At 71.9% G+C, this 21,576-nt stretch carries 21 protein-coding genes and 2 tRNA genes; 15 read left to right on the top strand and 8 right to left on the bottom strand.

The features are described from left to right. Positions 1-24 precede the first annotated feature (24 nt). From ELQ39_RS10085 to ELQ39_RS10075, 3 genes are all read left to right on the top strand, one after another. Positions 25-483, top strand: a complete 459-nt coding sequence (locus ELQ39_RS10085; protein ID WP_225640689.1) for a molybdenum cofactor biosynthesis protein MoaE — start codon at positions 25-27, stop codon at positions 481-483. A 117-nt stretch (positions 484-600) separates the two neighbouring features. Continuing rightward, positions 601-765 (top strand): hypothetical protein, encoded by a 165-nt coding sequence (locus ELQ39_RS10080; RefSeq protein WP_190002520.1) that lies wholly within the window; start codon positions 601-603, stop codon positions 763-765. 98 nt (positions 766-863) lie between these two features. Further along, complete coding sequence (locus ELQ39_RS10075; protein ID WP_190002521.1) at positions 864-1,958, top strand: PDZ domain-containing protein; 1,095 nt, start codon at positions 864-866, stop codon at positions 1,956-1,958. Positions 1,959-1,967: 9 nt separating this feature from the next. Here the strand turns inward: ELQ39_RS10075 and ELQ39_RS10070 are convergent, their stop codons facing one another. Continuing rightward, complete coding sequence (locus tag ELQ39_RS10070) at positions 1,968-2,510, bottom strand: PPA1309 family protein (protein WP_190002522.1); 543 nt, start codon at positions 2,508-2,510, stop codon at positions 1,968-1,970. Between the two features lie 163 nt (positions 2,511-2,673). Between ELQ39_RS10070 and ELQ39_RS10065 the strand changes: the two genes are divergently transcribed. The 4 genes from ELQ39_RS10065 (at position 2,674) to ELQ39_RS10050 (ending at position 8,003) form a co-directional block, all read left to right on the top strand. Continuing rightward, entirely contained in the window at positions 2,674-5,610 is a 2,937-nt protein-coding gene (locus tag ELQ39_RS10065; RefSeq protein WP_242595572.1) for a UPF0182 family membrane protein, read from the top strand. A 56-nt stretch (positions 5,611-5,666) separates the two neighbouring features. Next, positions 5,667-5,740: transfer RNA gene (locus ELQ39_RS10060), tRNA-Met, on the top strand. 220 nt (positions 5,741-5,960) lie between these two features. Then, the gene (locus ELQ39_RS10055; protein WP_242591690.1) at positions 5,961-7,778 is read left to right on the top strand and encodes a tetratricopeptide repeat protein; all 1,818 of its coding nucleotides are present in this window, start codon (positions 5,961-5,963) and stop codon (positions 7,776-7,778) included. Positions 7,779-7,929: 151 nt separating this feature from the next. Beyond that, positions 7,930-8,003 (top strand) — tRNA-Met (locus ELQ39_RS10050). 138 nt (positions 8,004-8,141) lie between these two features. Here the strand turns inward: ELQ39_RS10050 and ELQ39_RS10045 are convergent. Next, positions 8,142-8,558 carry a transcriptional repressor gene (locus tag ELQ39_RS10045; protein ID WP_190002525.1) on the bottom strand — a complete coding sequence of 139 codons (417 nt, stop codon included), beginning with the start codon at positions 8,556-8,558 and terminating at the stop codon, positions 8,142-8,144. Between the two features lie 143 nt (positions 8,559-8,701). Here ELQ39_RS10045 and ELQ39_RS10040 point away from each other — a divergent pair, with 143 nt between their 5' ends. After that, positions 8,702-10,153, top strand: a complete 1,452-nt coding sequence (locus tag ELQ39_RS10040; RefSeq protein ID WP_225628294.1) for a catalase — start codon at positions 8,702-8,704, stop codon at positions 10,151-10,153. A gap of 72 nt (positions 10,154-10,225) precedes the next feature. Here the strand turns inward: ELQ39_RS10040 and ELQ39_RS10035 are convergent, their stop codons facing one another. Next, positions 10,226-10,627, bottom strand: a complete 402-nt coding sequence (locus ELQ39_RS10035) for a CBS domain-containing protein (protein WP_190002527.1) — start codon at positions 10,625-10,627, stop codon at positions 10,226-10,228. A gap of 170 nt (positions 10,628-10,797) precedes the next feature. Continuing rightward, entirely contained in the window at positions 10,798-11,598 is an 801-nt protein-coding gene (gene hisN / locus ELQ39_RS10030; RefSeq protein ID WP_019522878.1) for a histidinol-phosphatase, read from the bottom strand. A 127-nt stretch (positions 11,599-11,725) separates the two neighbouring features. Here hisN and ELQ39_RS10025 point away from each other — a divergent pair, with 127 nt between their 5' ends. Beyond that, positions 11,726-12,337, top strand: a complete 612-nt coding sequence (locus ELQ39_RS10025; protein ID WP_190002529.1) for a TetR family transcriptional regulator — start codon at positions 11,726-11,728, stop codon at positions 12,335-12,337. Between the two features lie 29 nt (positions 12,338-12,366). Here the strand turns inward: ELQ39_RS10025 and ELQ39_RS10020 are convergent, their stop codons facing one another. The 4 genes from ELQ39_RS10020 to ELQ39_RS10005 all read right to left on the bottom strand — a co-directional run bounded on the left by ELQ39_RS10020 (position 12,367) and on the right by ELQ39_RS10005 (position 15,945). Beyond that, positions 12,367-12,690, bottom strand: coding sequence for a DMT family transporter (locus ELQ39_RS10020; protein WP_190002530.1), 324 nt, complete (start codon positions 12,688-12,690; stop codon positions 12,367-12,369). Positions 12,691-12,799: 109 nt separating this feature from the next. Beyond that, positions 12,800-13,810, bottom strand: a complete 1,011-nt coding sequence (rsgA, locus tag ELQ39_RS10015) for a ribosome small subunit-dependent GTPase A (RefSeq protein ID WP_190002531.1) — start codon at positions 13,808-13,810, stop codon at positions 12,800-12,802. 9 nt (positions 13,811-13,819) lie between these two features. Continuing rightward, complete coding sequence (gene aroA, locus ELQ39_RS10010; RefSeq protein ID WP_242591689.1) at positions 13,820-15,136, bottom strand: 3-phosphoshikimate 1-carboxyvinyltransferase; 1,317 nt, start codon at positions 15,134-15,136, stop codon at positions 13,820-13,822. A gap of 86 nt (positions 15,137-15,222) precedes the next feature. Then, entirely contained in the window at positions 15,223-15,945 is a 723-nt protein-coding gene (locus ELQ39_RS10005; protein ID WP_225628307.1) for a M50 family metallopeptidase, read from the bottom strand. 60 nt (positions 15,946-16,005) lie between these two features. On the opposite strand from ELQ39_RS10005, the gene ELQ39_RS10000 reads away from it, so the two are divergent. The 6 genes from ELQ39_RS10000 (at position 16,006) to ELQ39_RS09975 (ending at position 21,509) form a co-directional block, all read left to right on the top strand. Next, complete coding sequence (locus tag ELQ39_RS10000) at positions 16,006-16,821, top strand: SOS response-associated peptidase (protein ID WP_242591688.1); 816 nt, start codon at positions 16,006-16,008, stop codon at positions 16,819-16,821. A 1-nt stretch (position 16,822) separates the two neighbouring features. Then, entirely contained in the window at positions 16,823-17,482 is a 660-nt protein-coding gene (locus ELQ39_RS09995; protein ID WP_242591687.1) for an alpha/beta hydrolase family protein, read from the top strand. 261 nt (positions 17,483-17,743) lie between these two features. Further along, positions 17,744-18,430 carry an RNA polymerase sigma factor SigR gene (sigR, locus tag ELQ39_RS09990; protein WP_190002694.1) on the top strand — a complete coding sequence of 229 codons (687 nt, stop codon included), beginning with the start codon at positions 17,744-17,746 and terminating at the stop codon, positions 18,428-18,430. Then, the gene (gene rsrA / locus ELQ39_RS09985; protein ID WP_190002534.1) at positions 18,427-18,729 is read left to right on the top strand and encodes a mycothiol system anti-sigma-R factor; all 303 of its coding nucleotides are present in this window, start codon (positions 18,427-18,429) and stop codon (positions 18,727-18,729) included. The genes sigR and rsrA overlap by 4 nt, the downstream gene beginning before the upstream one ends. A gap of 141 nt (positions 18,730-18,870) precedes the next feature. Beyond that, a complete protein-coding gene (locus ELQ39_RS09980) occupies positions 18,871-20,250 on the top strand; it encodes an HD-GYP domain-containing protein (protein ID WP_242591686.1) in 1,380 nt (459 codons plus the stop codon). Next, positions 20,247-21,509: an HD-GYP domain-containing protein gene (locus tag ELQ39_RS09975; protein ID WP_190002536.1), complete on the top strand. Its 1,263-nt coding sequence runs from the start codon at positions 20,247-20,249 to the stop codon at positions 21,507-21,509. Before ELQ39_RS09980 ends, ELQ39_RS09975 begins: the two co-directional genes overlap by 4 nt. Positions 21,510-21,576 lie beyond the last annotated feature (67 nt).

Genomic DNA, 21,576 nt, shown 5'->3' with positions numbered 1-21,576 from the left:
GGCGGCGTGGGGCACGATGGGGGCATGGCACCCACGACGGACCACCCCGGTGAGCAGCCCGCCCAGGACCCGGTCAAGCTGATCGCGATCCGCGACACCGCCCTGTCGGTGGACGAGATCCTGCGCGCGGTAGGCGACGACGCGGCCGGCGGGACGGCGCTCTTCGTGGGGACGGTGCGCAACCACGACGGCGGCGCCGACGTGGACGAGCTGGGCTATTCCTGCCATCCGAGCGCCGAGGACGAGATGCGGCGGATCGCGGAGAAGGTCGCCGCCGACTTCCCCGTGCGGGCCCTGGCCGCGGCCCACCGGGTGGGCGACCTGCGGGTCGGGGACCTCGCCGTGGTCGCCGCCGTGTCGTGCGCCCACCGGGGCGAGGCGTTCGAGGCCTGCCGCCGGCTCGTCGACGAGATCAAGCACGGGGTGCCCATCTGGAAGCACCAGCGCTTCTCCGACGGCACCGAGGAATGGGTCGGCGTCTAACGATCGCCTTTCCCGTGCGGTTGCGTAACCGCACCCCTGAGGTGAGCGTTGTCACTGCGGATGGTTAATCTGCTGATCAGTCAGTGTTGCGGACGCTCATGGGGTTGGGAGGTCGGCATGGCGGCGCTTGCCTGGTTGCTGATTCCGCTGGTGGCCGCGATCGGAGCGGGACTGTGGGGCAGTTGGGCCAACCGGACCCGCAAGGTGCGCAGCGACGGTCCCGAACTCATCGGCTACGCCCGTTTCCGTGAGGCGATGGAGCGGGAGCGGACGGGCCGCTGAGCCCGGAAACCGCAGGCCGGGACGGACAGCGGGGTCGGGGCCGCTCGACCGGGCGGCCCTGACGGTGCGCCGACAGGCCCGTCCCGTACTGTCGAGGCATGCCACGCCGTACGGCGACGATGCTCGCCTCCACCCTGATGCTGATCGCGCTCCTGTGCGCGGGAGTCTTCATCCCCGTGCCCTACGCGGAGATGTCGCCGGGGCCGACGGTGAACACACTGGGCGAGCACGACGGCGAGCCGGTGCTCCAGATCGCCGGACGCAAGACCTACCCGGCGGACGGTCACCTCAACATGACCACCGTGCGGGTCACCAGCGCCGACTACCGGATGAACCTGGTCGAGGCCGTGTACGGCTGGCTCGCGCACGACACCAAGGTCGTCCCGCACGACACCCTGTACCCGGACGGCAAGACGGAGGAGGAGTCGACCCAGGAGAACGCCGAGGAGTTCAGCCAGTCCCAGGAGAGCGCCAAGGTGGCGGCCCTGAAGGAGCTGGACATCCCGGTGAGGTCCTGGGTGATCGTCTCCACGGTCGTCAAGGACGCGCCCGCCGAGGGCAAGCTGCACGCGGGCGACGTGATCAAGGCCGTCGACGGCAAGCCGGTGAAGGAGCCCTCCGACGTCGCCGACCTGGTGACCGAGCACCGGCCGGGCGAGGACGTCGTCTTCACCGTCGTCCCCGCCAAGGAGCAGGCCGCCGCCGAGAAGGAGAAGCGGACGGCGGTCAGGACGGAGAAGGTCACCATCACCACCCGGGCCTCCGACGACGCCGGTGAGAAGCGCGCCGTCGTCGGCATCTCGGCCGGGACCGACCACACCTTTCCGTTCGCCATCGACATCAAGCTCGCCGACGTGGGCGGCCCGAGCGCCGGGCTGATGTTCGCGCTCGGCATCTACGACAAGCTCACCCCGGGCAGCCTCACCGGCGGCTCGTTCGTCGCGGGCACCGGCACCATCGACGACGAGGGCAAGGTCGGGCCGATCGGCGGCATCGAGATGAAGACGGTCGGCGCGCGCGACAAGGGAGCCGAGTACTTCCTCACGCCCGCCGACAACTGCGCCGCCGCCGCCAGGGACATCCCCGACGGCCTGACCCTGGTGAAGGTCGGCACGATCGACGACGCCCTGGACGCCCTGAAGGACATCCGCGCGGGCGACACCGCCGACCTGCCGACGTGCACCACGTCCTGATCCGAAGACCTAGTCCTCGAACGTCGCCGTCAGCGCCTGGGCCAGACCCGGCACCAGGTCCGAGCCGGTGAGCACCTCGGTCGGGGAGTCCTTCTCCCGCAGCCGGAGCGCCGACTCGCGGGAGCCGTCGCGCAGCACCGCGACCGTCATCCGGACCTCCTGACGCTCCGGGTGCTCCGCCACCCACTTGGTGAGGGCGGCCTCGTCGAGGTCCTTGGGAACCTCCGCCTCCGCGGACGGCGGCAGCATCAGCCGCTCCACGGTGAGCGCGCAGCCGGTGACCGCGTCGGGCCACGCGATGGTGCCGAGGAACTCGTCGAGCGGTTTGCCGGCGGGAATCTCCTCCTGCTCGATCGGGGTGAGGGCGGCGGCCTCCTCCCCGCCGTCGAGGCCGAGGCGGTCCGCGAGGGAGGGCTGTTCCGCCCGAAGCCGGGCAGTGTCTACGAGGGCGAACAGTCGGGCGGGCTGGTCCCAGCCCAGTCCGGACACGTACTCGTCGATCTCGAGCACGGCCCGGGTGAGGGGGTTCGCGGCCATGGGTGTGTTGGACATGGTCACAATCCTCTCTCGTTCCTGGCCGGAATCGGGAACCGAGTAAAGGGTGAGTAAGTTGCATAGGGTGTGGGCCCGCGATCACGGGGCCCACGACGGTCCGTGAAGACGCGGGCTCGACGAATCAACAGCGAACTTCGAGGTGCCTACCTTGGCTTTCCAGATGCCGGACCGCGGCGGAGGCCCGACGGGGCCACGGATCAGAGTGGGCCGGCCGTCCCGGCGGGTCCGGACCCTGCTCATGACACTGGGCGTCCTTGCCGTCCTCGGCATGGTGTTCACCATGTTCGCGGGGTTCTGGACCGACTGGCTGTGGTACCGATCGGTCGACTACTCGTCGGTGTTCACGACGACCCTGTCGACCAAGATCGGGCTGTTCTTCGTCTTCGGTCTGCTCATGGCCGTCTCGGTCGGCTTCAACATCTGGCTGGCGCACCGCCTGCGGCCCCCGCTGAGCGCCATGTCGATGGAGCAGCAGAACCTCGACCGGTACCGGATGGGGATCGCGCCCTACAAGAAGTGGCTCCTGCTCGGCATCACCGCGCTGGTTGGCCTGATCGCCGGCGCCTCGGCCTCCAGCCAGTGGCGCACGTGGCTGATGTGGGTCAACGGCGTCTCCTTCGGGCAGAAGGACCCGCAGTTCAACCTCGACGTCTCCTTCTACGCCTTCGACCTGCCCTGGTACCGGTTCCTGCTGGGCTTCGGCTTCGCCGCCGCCATCCTGGGGCTGATCGCCGCCGCGCTCACCCACTACCTCTACGGCGGGCTGCGCATCACCAGCCCGGGCGCGCGCGCCACGGCCGCCGCCACCGGGCACCTGTCGGTGCTGCTGGGCATCTTCGTCGCGCTGAAGGCGGTCGCGTACTGGCTCGACCGGTACGGACTGGCCGTGAAGTCCAGCGACTTCAAGGCCACGGACAGCTGGACGGGTCTGCGGTACGTCGACGCGAACGCCTACCTGCCCGCGAAGACCATCCTGTTCTGCATCGCCGTCATCTGCGCGCTGCTGTTCTTCGCCACCCTCTGGCGGCGCACCTGGCAGCTGCCGGTCATCGGCTTCGGCCTGATGGTCCTGTCGGCGATCCTCATCGGCGGCCTGTACCCGGCGATCGTGCAGAAGTTCCAGGTCCAGCCCAACGAGCAGGCCAAGGAAGCGCCGTACGTCGAGAAGAACCTCTCGGCCACGCGTGAGGCCTACGGCATCGACGACTCGCAGGTCACCGAGTACCCGGGCGTCGCCCAGACCAAGGACCAGGCGAAGCTGCGGGACGACGTGGCGAACGCGGCCAGCATCCGCATCATGGACCCGAACATCGTCTCGCCGACGTTCCAGCAGCTCCAGCAGATCAGGAACTACTACGCGTTCCCGACCAATCTGGACGTCGACCGGTACGCCAAGGACGGCAAGGAGCAGGACACCGTCATCGGCCTGCGCGAGCTGAACTACGCGGGCATCCCCAAGCGGAACTGGATCAACGACCACTTCCGCTACACCCACGGCTACGGTGTCGTCGCCGCCGAGGGCACCAGCGCCGACTCCGGCGGACGCCCCGCGTTCACCGAGTCCGACCTGCCGTCCAAGGGCGACCTCGGCACGTACGAGCAGCGCGTCTACTACGGCGAGCGGACGACCACGTACTCGATCGTCGGCGGTCCCCAGAAGGAGATCGACTACTCCGACGACAGCGGCGAGAAGACGTACAGCTACAAGGGCGACAGCGGCGTCAACCTCGACAACCCGGTGAACCGGGCCGCCTACGCGGTCGCGTTCGGCGAGCCGCAGATCCTCTACTCCGGCGCCATCGGCGAGGGTTCGCGGATCCTGTACAACCGCACGCCCAAGGAGCGCGTCGAGGCGATCGCGCCCTGGCTGACCATCGACGGCGACGCCTACCCGGCGGTCATCGACGGCCGGATCCAGTGGATCGTCGACGCCTACACGACCACCAACGGCTACCCGTACGCGTCACGGACCACGCTCGGCGACACCACGGCCGACTCGCTGACCGCCACCAACGACCAGCGCGCGGTGGTGGCCCAGCAGAACCAGGTCAACTACATCCGCAACTCGGTGAAGGCGACCGTCGACGCGTACAGCGGCGAGGTCAAGCTCTACCAGTGGGACACCCAGGACCCCGTCCTGAAGACGTGGATGAAGGCGTTCCCGGACACCGTGGAGCCGCGGAGCGAGATCTCCCAGGACCTGATGGACCATCTGCGGTACCCGCAGGACCTGTTCAAGGTGCAGCGTGAGCTGCTGACCCGCTACCACGTGAAGGACGCCAACACGTTCCTCTCCGGCAGCGAGGTCTGGCAGGTGCCGGACGACCCGACGAACAAGACGGGCGAGACGGTCCCGCCGTACTACCTCAGCATGAAGATGCCGGACCAGAACGAGCAGGTGTTCTCGCTCACCACGACGTTCACGCCGAACGGCCGTGACAACCTGAGCGCGTTCATGGCGGTCAACGCCGATCCGGGCACCCAGGACTACGGCAAGATCAGAATCCTGAAGCTGCCGACCAGCACCACGGTCTCCGGACCCAAGCAGGTGCAGAGCCAGTTCAACTCCCAGCAGGACATCGCCGAGACGATCAGGCTGCTGCGAGGCGGTGACTCCGAGGTCGAGTACGGCAACCTGCTGACCGTCCCGCTGGACGGCGGACTGCTCTACGTGGAGCCGGTCTACGTACGCGGTGGCGGACTGAAGTACCCGCTGCTGCGCAAGGTTCTGGTGACCTACGGCGGCCAGACGGCGTTCGAGGACACGCTGGAGAAGGCGCTCGACAAGGTCTTCGGCGGCGAGGGCACCCCGGTCGAACCGCCGGCCGACGACGGCACCGAGGAGGACGAGGGCACCACGCCCCCGCCGAGCACCCAGCAGCCCTCGACCGTCCAGGAGGCCCTGACCGACGCGCAGAAGGCCTTCGAGGCCGGCCAGGAAGCCCTGAAGAACAACGACTGGGAGGCCTACGGCCGGGCGCAGGAGGACCTCGAGGACGCGCTGCGCAGGGCGGAGGAGGCCCAGTCCGGCGGGGCCGGCGGCGCACGGAGCAGCCCCCGTGCGACCCCGAGCGCGAGCCCAGGCTCGAACAGCTGATCCGAAGGCCTGGTCACAGGCTCCCCCCGCGCCGTGCTACGGTTGCAGCACAACGGCGCGGGGTGGAGCAGCTCGGTAGCTCGCTGGGCTCATAACCCAGAGGTCGCAGGTTCAAATCCTGTCCCCGCTACTGACGTCGCGACAGCGACACCGAAGGCCCGGATTCCCTTGGGAATCCGGGCCTTTGTGGTGGGCGAACGCATGTGCCCCGCTTCCCGACGGCCGTGCCGCCGACGGGAGTTGGGCGATCTGTGTTTGACTTGTCTCTCTGTGGGCATGTCGACAAAACGCTGAAGTGACCTCACTGGCTGCGGTATACCAGGTGTACCCAGGTTGCAGGTGGTGCGACGATGGATGTTATGGGGGACAAGGCAACTCTGTACGAGTCAGGGCGTTTTGTGCAGTCCTCCCCTCGGGAGGAGCACCCCCACGACGCGGGGGAGGTGGCCGACGAGGCGGCGGAGGAGCTGCGCCGGCGGCTCGCCGCCGAGGCCGGTGACGTCGAGGCGATGAGCGTCCTCGGCGCCATGCTGCTGCGCCGCGGTGACCTCGACGGAGCCGAACCCCATCTGCGTGCCGCCACCGCCGCGGGCGACCGCGCCGCCGCCAACAACCTGGGGGTCCTGCTGCACCAGCGGGGCTACCCCGACGAGGCCGCCGGATGGTGGCGGATCGCCGCCGTCGCCGGTTCCACGGCCGCGGCCCACGCGCTCGGCCGGCACCACCGCGAGCGCGGCGACGAACCCGCCGCCGAGTACTGGCTGCGCCAGTCCGCCGAGCAGGGCCACACCCTCGGCGCGTACGCCCTCGCCGACCTGCTGGAACACCGGGGGGACACGGAGGGCGCCGAGCGCTGGATGCGGGCGGCCGCCGAGCGCGGTCACCGCGAGGGCGCCTACCGGCTCGCCCGCGCCCTGGACCGCAAGGCCGCGCGGGGGTCCGGCGACGACGGCACCGCGCTGGTCGAGGAGGCCGAGCAGTGGTACCGGCAGGCCGCCGCGCGCGGACACCGCCGGGCCGCCCTTCACCTGGGCACGATCCTGGAGAAGCGCGGCGAGCTGAAGGAGGCCGGGCGCTGGTACCTGACCTCCGCCAAGGACGGCGAACCGCGCGCCGCGTGCGCACTGGGCTTCCTGCTGCGCGACGCCGGGGACACCGAGAACGCCGCCGTGTGGTGGCTGCGCGCCGCCCAGGACGGCGACGGCAACGCCGCCAACGCGCTGGGCGCGCTGCACGCCGAGCGGGGCGAGACGCAGACCGCCGAACGGTGGTACCGGGCCGCGATGGACGCCGGCGACATCAACGGCGCGTACAACCTCGGCCTGCTCTGCGCCGACCAGGGGCGCACCACCCAGGCCGAGCAGTGGTACCGCCGCGCCGCCTACGCCGGACACCGGGAGGCGGCGAACGCGCTGGCGATCCTGCTGCTGCGGGCGGGTGACGAGACCGGCGCGGAGCCGTGGTTCTCCAAGGCCGCGGAGGCCGGGAGCGTCGACGCCGCGTTCAACCTCGGCATCCTGCACGCCGGCCGGGGTGAGGACCGGGCCGCGCTGCGCTGGTACGAGCGGGCCGCGGCGGCCGGGCACACCGAAGCGGCGCTCCAGGTCGGCATGGCGCGGCTGCGCGACGGCGAGGAGGGCGAGGCCGAGCGGTTCCTGCGGTGCGCGGCGGGCGGTGGCAGCGCGGAGGCCGCGTACCGGCTGGCGACCGTGCTGGACGCCCGCAGGCCGCCGGAGCCCGCGCACGAGCTGGGGGAACCGGTGCACCGGCGCAGCGAGTGCGAGGAGTGGTACGAGCGGGCGGCGTCCCAGGGGCACCGGCGGGCGCAGGTGCGGGTGGGCATGCTGGCCGCGGCGCGGGGCGACGTCGTCGAGGCGGCCCGGTGGTACCGGGAGGCCGCGGAGGCCGGGTCGCGCAACGGGGCGTTCAACCTGGGGCTGCTGCTGGCGCGGGAGGGGAGCGAGCCGGAGGCGGCGGTGTGGTGGACCCGCGCCGCGGATGCGGGGCACGGGCGTGCGGCGCTGCGGCTGGCTCTGGTGTACGCCCGGCGGGGCGAGCTCGCGGAGGGGCAGCGGTGGGCGGACCGGGCGGCGGAGTTGGGGCCTCCGGCGGTCACGGAGAGGGCGACTCGGCTGCGGGACGCCCTCCGCGAGGAGCTGTCCGCCTAGCCGCGGGCCCTCTCGGGGGGCTTCGCCCTCCTCGGGCCTCCGTTGCGCAGTTCCCCGCGCCCCCAGGGGCGCGCTGCGCCGGGCCCCGAGAAGCGCGCAGGTAATGGATTTGCTTCTGTCCGGCACCTTGACGTAGCGTTGGGGACATCGCCGCGGGGTGGAGCAGCTCGGTAGCTCGCTGGGCTCATAACCCAGAGGTCGCAGGTTCAAATCCTGTCCCCGCTACTGATGGCCGAGGGCCGGAATCCGAAAGGGTTCCGGCCCTCGGTCGTTCCAGGGGACGACGCGTCCCGCGTTCCGGCATGACGAAGGGCCCCGGGCACTCGGAAGTGGCCGGGGCCTCGTGCAAGCCCTGTGTGACGGTCAGGCCGACGCGCAGTTGGGGCACAGGCCGCGGTACGTCACCTCGACGTCGGACACCGTGAAACCGAACCGCTCCGTGTCGGGCAGGTCGGCCAGCGGGTTGCCGGTCGGGTGGACGTCGCGGATCGCCCCGCACTGTGCGCACACCAGGTGGTGGTGCGGACGGTGGGCGTTCGGGTCGTAGCGCTTGGCCCGCTTGTCCGTCGCGACCTCCAGCACCTCGCCGAGCGTGACCAGCTCGCCCAGGGTGTTGTAGACGGTCGCCCGGGAGATCTCGGGCAGCTTGGCGACAGCTCTGGCGTGCACCTCGTCGGCCGTCAGGTGGACGTGTTCGCCGTCGAGGACCTCGGCCACCACACGGCGCTGCGCGGTCATCCGCCAACCGCGTCCGCGAAGTCGTTCCAGAAGGTCACTCATAGGCACCAGCCTAACAGCAGGGGGGAGTCGGATCCCGAACGGGTGTGACTTTGGAGCCTTACTTGACTTAGACAATGTCCATTGTAGGATCGAGCTCGGCTTTAGCCAAGGCACAAGTTGCAGTACTGACGCAGGAGGCGCACGTGACGCAGGGACCGCTTACGACGGAGGCCGGAGCTCCGGTCGCCGACAACCAGAACAGCGAGACCGCGGGCGTCGGCGGCCCGGTCCTCGTCCAGGACCAGCTCCTGCTCGAGAAGCTGGCCCACTTCAACCGTGAGCGCATTCCGGAGCGCGTGGTGCACGCCCGCGGCGCCGGCGCGTACGGCACCTTCAAGGTGACCGCCGACGTCACGAAGTACACCCGGGCCGCGTTCCTGTCCGAGGTGGGCAAGGAGACCGAGGTCTTCCTGCGCTTCTCCACGGTCGCGGGCAACCTGGGCGCGGCGGACGCGGTGCGCGACCCGCGCGGTTTCGCGGTGAAGTTCTACACCGAGGAGGGCAACTACGACCTCGTCGGCAACAACACCCCGGTGTTCTTCATCCGGGACGCCATCAAGTTCCCCGACTTCATCCACACCCAGAAGCGCGACCCGTACACCGGCTCGCAGGAGGCGGACAACGTCTTCGACTTCTGGGGTCTGTCGCCCGAGTCCACGCACCAGGTGACCTGGCTGTTCGGCGACCGCGGCATCCCAGCCTCCTACCGCCACATGGACGGCTTCGGCTCCCACACCTACCAGTGGAACAACGAGGCCGGCGAGGTCTTCTGGGTCAAGTACCACTTCAAGACGGACCAGGGCATCAAGAACCTGACCGCCGAGGAGGCCGAGATCCTCGCGGGCAAGGACCCCGACTCGCACCAGCGCGACCTGCGTGAGGCCATCGAGCGCGGCGAGTACCCGTCCTGGACCGTGTACGTCCAGATCATGCCGGCGGCAGAGGCGGCCACCTACCGCTTCAACCCGTTCGACCTGACCAAGGTCTGGCCGCACGCGGACTACCCGCTGATCGAGTTCGGCAAGCTGGAGCTCAACCGCAACCCGGAGAACATCTTCGCCGAGGTCGAGCAGTCGATCTTCAGCCCCGCCCACTTCGTGCCGGGCATCGGTCCCTCCCCGGACAAGATGCTCCAGGGCCGTCTCTTCGCGTACGGCGACGCCCACCGCTACCGCGTCGGCATCAACGCCGACCACCTGCCGGTGAACCGTCCGCACGCCACCGAGGCGCGCACCCACTCCCGTGACGGCTACCTGTACGACGGCCGCCACAAGGGGGCGAAGAACTACGAGCCGAACAGCTTCGGCGGCCCCTTCCAGACGGACCGCCCGCTGTGGCAGGGCGTCCCGGTCACCGGGGTCACCGGTGAGTCGGTCACCCCCGTCCACGCCGAGGACAACGACTTCGTCCAGGCGGGCAACCTCTACCGGCTGATGTCGGAGGACGAGAAGGAGCGCCTGGTGAAGAACCTGGCGAACGCCATCTCGGGCGTGACGCGCGACGACATCGCCGAGCGCGCGATCAACAACTTCCGCCAGGCCGACGAGGACTTCGGCAAGCGGCTGGAGGCCGCGGTGCAGGCCCTGCGCGGCTGATCCCAGCGCTGGACCGCTTGCCGATCGACGGGCCGGATCCCCTCACGGGGGTCCGGCCCGTCCTCGTGCCCGTCAGGCGGGCACCTGCGGGGCCCGCTCCCGGGCCGGGGCCCAGCAGCGGATGATGTCGCGGACCGAGACGATGCCCGCGGGCCCGCCCCGGTCGAGGACGATCAGATGGCGGAAGCCCCCGTGGGCCATGGCGGCCGCCGCCTCCTCGACGGTCCAGGAGGGGGTGGCGAAGACGACGTCGGTGGTGGTGTGGGCGTGGGCGCGCTCCGCGTCCGGGTCCTGGCCCAGACCCACGGAGTTCAGGACGTCCCGTTCGGTCAGGATGCCGATCCCGGTGCCGTCGGGGTCGAGGACCACGGCCGCGCCCACCCTGCGCGCGGACATCAGGGCGGCGGCCTGGCGGAGCGTGTGGGCGGGGCCGATGGTGAGGACCACGGTGCTCATGGCGTCACGGACGAGCATGGATGGAGCCACCTCCTACCGGAAAACGCGAGGTCAGGGGCCCGGTGACCCGCTCGTTCGCGCTTTCACAAGTTCACAAGTGGGGGGACTCTCAGAGTGGCAGGCAAAGCGGGGGTCAACAAGGGGGCGCGCGCGGCCGGCCGGGGGCGCGCGGCGCGACCGCGGCCGGATCAGTAGCGCTGGTTGAGATACCCCAGCAGCTCGTCGTGGAGCAGGCCGTTCGACGCGGCCGCGTTGCCGCTGTGCGGGCCCGGCCGGCCGTCGAGGCCGGTGAAGGTACCGCCGGCCTCCGTCACCACGATCGCCGTGGCCGCCATGTCCCACAGCGACAGCTCCGGCTCCGCGCAGATGTCCACCGAGCCCTCCGCGACCATCATGTACGGCCAGAAGTCGCCGTACGCGCGCGTACGCCACACCTCGCGGGTGAGGTCCAGGAAGCCGTCCAGCCGCCCCTGCTCCTCCCAGCCGGTGAGCGAGGAGTACGCGAAGGAGGCGTCGGAGATCCGCGAGACGCGCGAGACCTGGAGCCGGGTGGCCGAGGACAGGCTGCGTCCCGCGTAGGCGCCGTGGCCCTTCGCCGCCCACCAGCGGCGGCCCAGGGCGGGCGCGGACACCACGCCGACGACCGGCTGGAAGCCGCCCTCGCCGGCCTCCATCAGCGCGATCAGCGTGGCCCACACGGGCACGCCGCGCACGTAGTTCTTGGTGCCGTCGATCGGGTCGATCACCCAGCGGCGCGGGCCGGTGCCCTCGACGCCGTACTCCTCGCCGAGGACGGCGTCGCGCGGACGGGCGCGCTGGAGGTGGCCCCGGATCAGCTCCTCGGCGTTCTTGTCCGCCTCGCTCACCGGCGTCATGTCGGGTTTGGTCTCCACCTTGAGGTCGAGAGCCTTGAACCGGTCCATGGTCGCGGCGTCGGCGGCGTCCGCGAGGACATGGGCGAGACGCAGGTCGTCGAGGTAGTCGGGCATGCAACGAACGGTATCGGCCGAGATCGGTTCCGGGCCACCGGGGGCCGGTTCCGCGACCCCTTGACAGCCCCCGACACCCCGTCAAATCTGAACCGCAGGGTCTCGGCCGCTCGCCCCGAGGGAGGCGATGATGCCTGCAGCGCGGGAATCACTGCTGGACGCCGCTTACACCGCACTCGCCCGCCGTCCGTGGTCCGCCGTGCGGATGGTGGACGTCGCCGCCGCGGCCGGGGTCTCCCGCCAGACCCTCTACAACGAGTTCGGCAGCAAGGACGGTCTCGCCCGGGCCCTGGTCCGCCGGGAGGCCGACGGGTATCTGGCCGGCGTCGACCGGGCCCTCACCGCGCACGCGGACCCCCGGGACCGCCTCACCGCCACCGCCGAGTGGACCATGCTGAGCGCCCGCGAGAACGCCCTCGTGCGGGCCATGCTCACCGGCTGCTGGACCGAGCGCCTGCCCGCACCCGGCCTCGCGGCCGTGACGTCCGGCTCCCCGGTGCCCGCGCAGCGCCGCGCCGACGGGCCGCTGCCCTCGCCCTCCGACTTCGTGCACCTGGTCCGGGACCGGGCCGTCGCCGTGCTCGCCGGTCCGGGGCACGGGCGCGACGACACCGCCGACCTCGCCCGGTCCTGCGAGACGGTGATCAGACTCGCCGTGTCTTGCGTCGTCGCGCCCCCGCCCGACGACGGAGTGGCCGAGCTGGTCCGGGGTGCGCTGCACCGGCAGCCGGCGTCGTAGGAGACGGGCCCCTGTGAACGGGGGACGGCTCAGTGCGCCGAACCCGAGAGCTGCAGCCCGATCACCCCGACGATCACCAGGCTGATCGAGACGATCTTCAGGGTGGACACCAGATCCCCGAGGAACACCATCCCGTAGATGGCCGTCCCCGCCGCCCCGATGCCCGTCCACACCGCGTACGCCGGTCCCACGTCCAGCTTCCTCAGCGCCAGGGTGAGCAGTCCGAAGCTGCCCAGGGCGAACGCGCAGAAGGCGACGGTCGGCCACAGCCGGGTGAACCCGTGGGAAAGCTTCAGACACACGGCGAAACCGGTCTCGAGCAACCCGGCGACGATGACCAGCAGCCACGCCATGTGTGTCCTCCCGCATTCCCCGCGTACAGTGACCGCTTCGTCTGGTTCGTGTCCGGCTCGGTGCGATTATGCACTTACCGGCGACACCACGGGGCAAACACGACGCGGGTCAGTCTCCCTCGCCGCGCTCCCGCGAGGCGAGCAGCCGCCGCAGCGAGTACAGCCGCGCCGGGTCCGCGTGGCCCTCCGCCACCCAGTCGTCCAGCGCGCAGTCCGGCTCGTCGTGACTGCACGCACGCGGACAGCCCTCCGTGCCCGGCTCCAGGTCGGGGAAGGCGTGGATGACCCGTGACGGGTCGACGTGGGCCAGCCCGAACGACCGGACGCCCGGTGTGTCGATCACCCAGCCCTCGGCGCCCGCGAGCGGCAGTGCCAGCGCGGACGTCGTGGTGTGCCGGCCGCGCCCGGTCACCGCGTTGACGTGACCGGTGGTGCGACGCCGCTCGTCGGGCACCAGCGCGTTGACGAGAGTGGTCTTGCCGACGCCGGAGTGGCCCACGAACGCGGTGATCCGGCCGTCGAGCTGCTCGCGCACCCGCTCCACCGCCTCCCCGCTCTCCAGCTCCGCGCGGCTGGTGACGACGTACGGGATGTCCAGGTCGCCGTACAACTCCAGCAGCTTGTCGGGCGGGGCCAGGTCGGACTTGGTCAGCACCAGCAGCGGCTCCAGGCCGCCGTCGAAGGCGGCGACCAGGCAACGGTCGATCAGGCGCGGCCGGGGCTCGGGGTCGGCGAGGGCGGTGACCACGGCGAGCTGGTCGGCGTTGGCGACGACCACCCGCTCGTAGGGATCGTCGTCGTCGGCGGTGCGGCGCAGCACCGAGGACCGCTCCGCGATGCGCACGATCCGGGCGAGGGTGTCCTTCTTGCCGGACAGATCGCCGACGAGGGCCACCCGGTCACCCACCACGGCGGCCTTGCGGCCCAGCTCGCGGGCCTTCATCGCGGTCACGACGCGGTCATCGACGAGGCAGGTCAGCCGGCCCCGGTCGACCGTGAGCACCATGCCCTCGGCGGCGTCCTCGTGCTTGGGCCTGATGTGGGTGCGCGGCCGGTTGCCCTTGCGGTTGGGGCGGGAGCGGATGTCGTCCTCGTCGGTGTGCTTGCCGTAACGGCGCATCGTGAACCCCTATGCCCCGAGCATCCCGGTCCACAGCTCGGGGAAGTCCGGCAGGGTTTTCGCCGTGGTCGCCACGTTCTCGATCTGCACGCCCTCGACCGCCAGGCCGATGATCGCACCGGCGGTGGCCATGCGGTGGTCCTCGTAGGTGTGGAAGACCCCGCCGTGCAGCCGGCGCGGGCGGATGTGCAGACCGTCGGCCGTCTCGGTGACGTCACCGCCCAGCTCGTTGATCTCCTTGGTGAGCGCGGCCAGCCGGTCCGTCTCGTGCAGCCGCAGATGCGCCACGCCCCGCAGGGTCGACGGGGAGTCCGCGAGAGCCGCGACCGCCGCGATGCCCGGCGTCAGCTCGCCCACCTCGCCGAGGTCCACGTCGATGCCGTGCACCGCGCCGGAGCCGGTGAAGACCAGCCCGTACTCGGTCAGCTCGCAGGAGCCGCCCATCTTGGTGAAGATCTCCCGCAGCCGGTCGCCGGGCTGGGTGGTCCGCGCGGGCCAGTCGGGGATCACCACCTTGCCGCCGGTGATCAGCGCGGCCGCCAGGAACGGCTGCGCGTTGGACAGGTCCGGCTCGATCGTCAGGTCCCGGCCGAGCAGGGCGCCCGGGGTGACCCGCCAGACGTTCGGTTCGCCTCCGGACTCGGGGGTGTCCACCTGGGCGCCGACCGCGCGGAGCATGTCGACCGTCATCCGGATGTGCGGCATCGACGGCAGCGTCGCGCCGGTGTGCCGCACCTCCACGCCCTGGTTGAAACGCGGCGCCGACAACAGCAGGGCGCTGACGAACTGGGACGACGAGGACGCGTCCACCTCGACCGTGCCGCCGTCCAGCGCGCCCCCGCCGTGCACCGTCATCGGCAGCGCGCCCCGGTCGTCGTCGTCGATCCGGGCGCCGAGCCGGCGCAGCGCGTCGATGACGCCGTTCAGGGGACGCTCGTAGGACCGCGGGTCGCCGTCGAAGCGCACCGGGCCGTCCGCCAGGGTGGCCACCGGAGGCAGGAAACGCATCACCGTGCCCGCGTTGCCCACGTCCACGGTGGCCGGGCCGCGCAGACCGGCCGGCACCACACGCCAGGCCTCGCCCGTCCCGTCAGGACCGACGCCCTCCTCGATCTCCACGCCCAGCGTGCGCAGCCCGCCCGCCATCAGCAGCGTGTCGCGCGAGCGCAGGGGGCGGCGCAGCCAGCCCGGCTCGGAGGCGAGGGCGGCGAGGACGAGAGCGCGGTTGGTGACCGACTTGGATCCGGGCACGTGGACCGTCGCGTCGACGGCTCCGCTCGCGTGCGGGGCGGGCCAGAGGGCGGTGTGCGTGGGATTCGGGGCCATGGGGCCACTTTATAAGGAGGCGGGGAGCCCGGCCGTTCCGTGCCCGCCAGGCGGAACACCGCCCGGTCACCCCGCCGGCCCCCGGGTCACAGGCCCAGCAGCCAGCGCCCTCCGCCCAGGAGCGAGCACACCGACACCGCGTGGAAGAGGAACAGCCACATCCCCGCCGGCACGTGCGTCAGCCGGGACAGCTGGTCCGCGTCCGAGTCCCCTGCGCCCCCGCGCCGCCGCTTGGCCTGGAGCTCGAACGCCGGGCGCACCCCGCCCAGCAGCAGGAACCACACCACGGCGTACGCGAACGCCGCCTGCACCTGGGGTCCCGCGAGCCACGACACCAGCACGAACGTGCTCCCGGTGACCAGCACCGACACCGCCCCGTAGGCGTTGCGGATCATCACCAGCACCGCCAGCAGCAGCGCGGTGGCCAGCCACAGCAGCAGTGTGATGCGTCCCGCGCCGAGCAGCGCGGCCCCGCCCAGGCCCAGCAGCGGTGGAGCGGTGTAGCCGGCGGCGGCCGTGAGGATCATGCCGATGCCGGTCGGCTTGCCCCGGCTGACGGTCAGGCCGCTGGTGTCGGAGTGCAGGCGTATCCCCGTCAGAGTGCGGCCGGTGAGCAGCGCCACCAGGCCGTGCCCGCCCTCGTGCGCGATCGTGACGGCGTTCCGCGCGATACGCCAGGGAGCCTGCGGCACCACCACGGCGAGGGCCGCCACCAGGGTCGCGACGACCACCCACAGGTCCGGGTCGGGCTGGGTGCCCGCGACCTCGTCCCAGAGGGACGCGAGGGACGCGGGCGCGGTGCTGGCCATGCTCGTCATGTGTGTTGGATCGCTCCCTGTGCGCGTGCGGAGTCTGGCAGTGTTGCACGTATGTGCGGACGGTATGCAGCGAGTCGCAGGCCCGAGGATCTCGCCGGGATCTTCGAGATCGAGAAGTGGGAGCCCGAGGAGACCCTGGAGCCCGACTACAACGTGGCGCCGACCAAGGAGGTCTACGCCGTCCTCGACCGTCCTCTGAAGGACGCGGACGACCCCCGCCCGGTTCGGCAGCTGCGCACGCTGAAGTGGGGACTGGTGCCCTCCTGGTCCAAGACCCCCGAGGGAGGCGCCCGGATGATCAACGCGCGCGCGGAGACCGTCCACGAGAAGCCGTCGTACCGCCGTGCCTTCGCCTCCCGCCGCTGCATCCTCCCCGCCGACGGCTACTACGAGTGGGTCACCGGCAAGCAGGAGCGCGACCTGGAGGTCGAGGGCAAGAAGAAGCGCCCCCGCAAGCAGCCCTACTTCGTCACCCCGGCCGACGGCTCGGTCTTCGCGATGGCCGGACTGTACGAGTTCTGGCGCGACCGCACCCTGCCCGACGACCACCCGCGCGCCTGGTGGGTGACCTGCTCCGTGATCACCACCGAGGCCGAGACGAGTCCGCTGGCCGTGGCCCCGGCGGAGGGGCCGCACGCGCTGGCCGAGATCCACCCGCGGATGCCGCTGATGCTCACCCCGGACCGCTGGGACGCCTGGCTCGACCCGTCCCGCACCGACCCCGAGGACCTGCGCGGGCTGCTCGCCCCGCCGCCGCCCGGTCTGATGCGCGCCTACCCGGTCACCACCGCGGTCAGCAACGTCCGCAACAACGGCGCGGAGCTGCTGAAGGAGCTGGCCGCCCCGGAAGAGGGCACACTCTTCTGACGTGACCACCGAGTCTGACGCGACCAGCGATGTGACCACCGAAACGATCACCACGGACGCCGGCGACGCCCGCATCACCTGGCACCACGCCGGGCAGCCGCGTCTCGTCCTCGCCGCGGGCCACGGCGCGGGCGGCGGCATCGGGGCCCGCGACCTCGCCGCGCTCGCCGCCGTCCTGCCCGCGCACGGCGTGACCGTCGCGCTCGTCGAACAGCCATGGCGGGTGGCCGGCAAGAAGGTCGCCCCAGCGCCGAAGACCCTGGACACCGGCTGGCGCGGCGTCTGGCCCGCGCTGACGAGGCCCGGGCTGCCGGTGATCTCCGGCGGACGCAGCGCCGGCGCCCGCGTCGCCTGCCGCACCGCGACGGAATTGGGCGCCCGGGCCGTCCTGGCACTGAGCTTCCCGCTGCACCCGCCGGGCAGGCCGGAGAAGTCCCGCGCCGACGAACTGCTGGGCGCGGGCGTCCCCGCACTCGTCGTCCAGGGCGGCAACGACCCCTTCGGGAAACCCGCCGAGTTCCCCGAGGGGGACCACGAACTGGTGGAGGTGCCGCAGGCCGACCACGGCTTCGCCGTGCCCAAGCGGGCGGACCTCGCACAGGAGGAGGCCCTCCGGGTCGTCACGGACGCGGTCGTGCGGTGGACGGCCGCCCTGGGCTGAGGCGCTGGCCGGGAATGCGAGCGCGGCCCCCGCTGTTGTGGGGTGCGTACGTGCCGGTCGAACGGCACCGCCGCCGTAGGAGAGGAAGTCCACCGCATGGGTTCCACGTTCTGCCCGAGCCGCAGTGCCCGCGCCGACCTCGACTGGACGGTGCTGCACGCGGCCAAGACCGCCCCGATTCGGGCGGCGGGCGGACCGCATCGTCGTCTATCCTCCGATTCGGGTGAGGCCGGTGTCGGTCTCGCGACGACATTCGAGGAGGTGGGTCCGGTTCCCGGTACCGACGCAGGGACCGAACACGGCCAGGCGGAGCAGCCCGAGGGCCAGGGCGACACGCGCGCGGAGTCGACCACGGAGCGCAGCGCGCGCTTCGAACGGGACGCGCTCGAGTTCCTCGACCAGATGTACTCGGCCGCGCTGCGCATGACGCGCAACCCGGCCGACGCCGAGGACCTGGTGCAGGAGACCTACGCCAAGGCGTACGGGTCGTTCCACCAGTTCCGCGAGGGCACCAACCTCAAGGCGTGGCTGTACCGGATCCTCACCAACACCTTCATCAACTCGTACCGCAAGAAGCAGCGCGAACCCCAGCGCTCCGCGGCCGAGGAGATCGAGGACTGGCAGCTCGCGCGCGCCGAGTCGCACATGTCCACGGGTCTGCGCTCCGCCGAGTCGCAGGCGTTGGACCACCTGCCGGACTCGGACGTGAAGGAAGCCCTGCAGGCGATCCCGGAGGAGTTCCGCATCGCGGTGTATCTCGCCGATGTCGAGGGCTTTGCCTACAAGGAGATCGCCGACATCATGGGGACACCCATCGGAACGGTGATGTCCCGGCTTCACCGGGGACGTCGCCAGCTGCGCGGCATGCTCGAGGACTACGCGCGCGAGCGCGGGCTGGTCCCGGCCGGTGCCGGGGAGTCGAACGAAGCGAAAGGCTCGGGGTCATGAGCTGCGGAGAGCCGCACGAGACGGATTGCAGCGAAATCCTCGATCATCTCTACGAGTTCCTCGACCGTGAGATGCCGGATGCCGACTGCCGGAAGTTCGAGCACCACTTCGAGGAGTGCTCGCCCTGCCTGGAGAAGTACGGGCTGGAGCAGGCGGTCAAGAAGCTCGTCAAGCGGTGTTGCGGCCAGGACGACGTGCCGGGCGACCTGCGGTCGAAGGTCATGGGCCGGATCGACCTGATCCGCTCCGGCCAGTCCGTGCCCGAGCAGGACGTCACGGCCGCTCCGCAGGAGTCCTGACACCTCCCCACCCCGGGGCCCGCGTCACCCGATTGTGCTAATCCGCCGGTGGTCCGCCCGCGGCGGCGCCCGCGCCCGTCCTAGGCTCCAGAGGCCGGCGGACGGAGAAGGACGCGCGCGGCACGGTCGGGGGAGGGGCTCATGGAGGCGTTACCGGCGCGGGCCCGGGTGTATCTCGTAGGCGTCACCCTGCTGGGACTGTGCTGTCTGCTCCCCCTGCCGGGCGTCCCCCGGCCGGGGGTGCTGTCGTCCCTGCCCGACCCGCGCGTCCCCTGGTGGCCGGTCGTCCTGCTCGCCGCCCTGTACGCCGGATGCGAGCGTCTCGCCCGGTCCCGTCTCGTCGCCGGTCCGCATCCCGGCGGCACCTTCCACCCCGTGCTGCTCGCCGGGGCCTTCTTGCTGCCGCCCACAGCCGCCGCCCTCGTCGCGCTGCCCGGGGCGCTGCTGCTCCCCGTCGAGCACGGCCCGCGGCTCGCGCGCCGGCTGTGGCGCACCGGCCGGCTCGTCGTCGCCGTGTGGGCCGCCGGCCTGGTCCACCTGAAGACCGGCGGCCGGGACGCGGTGGCGCACTGCGACATGCCGGGCGCCCTCGCCACGGCGGGCGCCGCCGTGCTCGCGTTCTGCCTCGTCCTCACCCTGCTCGACGGCGGCGTCCTGGCGCCCGCCCCCGGCGCGCTGCCCCGCAGCCGTCCCGTGGCCGCCTGGTGGAGGCTGTTCCTCGGTTCACTGGCGCCGCTCACCGTGCACGGCCTGGCCGGGCTGATGATGGCCCTGCTGTGGCGCAGCCCCTACGGGCCGGTGGCGGCGCTGCTGGTGCTGCTGCCGATGGGCGTCTCGTGGTGGGCGTTCGCCCAGTACCACCGGGAGCGCGCCGCGCACCAGGCCACGATCCGCGCGCTGGTGCAGGCCGTCGACATCAAGGACGGCTACACGCGCGGGCACAGCGAGCGCGTCGGCCGGGCGTCGATGCTGATCGCGCGCGAACTCGGCATGGACGACGAACGGGTCGAGATGCTGCGCTTCGCGGGCATCCTGCACGATGTCGGCAAGCTCGGGGTGCCCACCCGGCTGCTCACCAAGAACGGCCCGCTCACCCCCGAGGAGCGGCGCGTCATCGAACTGCACCCCGAGTACGGGCACGAGATGGTGCGCGGCATCTCCTTCCTCGGCGAGGCGCGCGCGGCCGTGCTGCACCACCACGAGCGGCTCGACGGCAAGGGCTACCCCTACGGGCTGGCGGGCGGTCAGATCCCGGAGTCCGCGCGGGTCGTCGCGGTCGCCGACGCCTTCGACGCGATGACGTCCACCCGCAGCTACAGCAGGGCGCGCCCGGTGCCTGTGGCGCTGGAGGAGCTGGAGCGGTGCGCGGGGACGCACTTCGACCCGCGGATGGTGAAGGCGCTGGTCCGCGCGATCGGCCGCACCGGCTGGCACCCCGCGGTGACCGCCGACGAGCCCCGGCGGACGGCCGTCCCCGGTCCCGCCGCACCCGTCACCGGCCGTCCCGGTGCGCGCCGGTGAGGCCCCGCGCGCACACCGTCCCGCTGCACACCGTCGTGCACCTGTGCGCCGCCGTCCTGGCGGCCGGGTCGCTGGGCGCCACGCTGTACCACGGCGTCGAGGACCGCTCCACCGCCCTCGCCTTCGGCACGCTCGTCGCGGTCGGCGAGCTCACCCGGCGGGGCGGCCGGGGGATCCGGGAGCCCGCGCCGCTCGCCGCGGCCGGCGCGCTGGCGTACGCGCTGCTCGGCGAGGTCGCGGGGCGGCCCGCCGAACTCGGCGCCGCCCAGGTCGTCACCGTGGTGCTCGCCGCGTCGCTGCTCGGCAGCGTCCCGCACGTCGGACGCGGCGACGGGCCCGCCCTGGACCCCGTGACCCGCAGGGTGCTGACCGTCGGCTTCGTCGCCGTGTGCTTCCACCCGCTGCACGCCCGGGGCGCGTTCGACGACTTCAGCGGGCCGGGACACGCGCTGTTGCTGCTCGTCCTGCTGACCTTGACCGCGCTGTGCGACGCCGTGCTCGCCGCCGCGCTGGCCCACTCCCGCACCGGCTGGCCCTTCCCGCCGCTGCTGCGCGACGAACTGCGGGCGGTGTCCGGCATCGGCGCCGCCGTCGTCGCCACCGGCGCGGTGATGGCGCTGGGCGCGGCGGTCGTGGGGCTGTGGGCGCTGCCCGTGTTCTCTGTACCGCTGCTGCTCGCGCAGCTGTCCCACCGGAGGTACACGGCGGTGCGCGCCACCTACCGGCAGACCATCGCGTCCCTCGCGCGCGCCACCGAGATCGCCGGGTACACCCCGCACGGGCACTCGCGCCGGGTCGCCGCGCTCAGTCAGGCGGTGGGCCGGGACCTCGGGCTGACCGAGCCGGAGCTGACCGTGCTGGAGTACGCGGCGCTGATGCACGACATCGGGCAGCTCAGCCTCGTCGATCCGGTTCCCGAGGGCGCCACTGCCGGGCTGCCGCCCGCCGAGCAGCGGCGGATCGCGCTCCTGGGCGGCGCGGTGGTGCGGCAGACCGGGGTGGATCCCCGGGTCGCCGGGATCGTCGAACGCCAGGCCGACCCGCACGCCGAGCAGCCGCTCGCCGCCCGTATCGTCCGGGTGGTGAACGCGTACGACGAGAAGTGCAGGGAAGGAGGGCCCGGGGGGCCGCTGACCGCGCTGGAGGAACTGCGGCTGGGGGCCGCCGGGGAGTACGCGCCGGAGGTCGTCGAGGCCCTGGCCAGGGTTCTGTCCCGGGACACGGAGGGGACGCGTGAGCAGGTGGACCGGTCGTGGTGAGAGGGCGGACCGGGCGGTCTGGTTCCCGGCCGAGCTGGGTAACCCATGGGTAATGAGCGCCCTCGCG

The organism is Streptomyces sp. GB4-14 (genome assembly GCF_022696125.1).
Lineage (GTDB): Bacteria > Actinomycetota > Actinomycetes > Streptomycetales > Streptomycetaceae > Streptomyces > Streptomyces werraensis.
The sequence above is the reverse complement of the archived record's forward strand: the minus strand, read 5'-3'. Positions and strand labels throughout refer to the sequence as shown.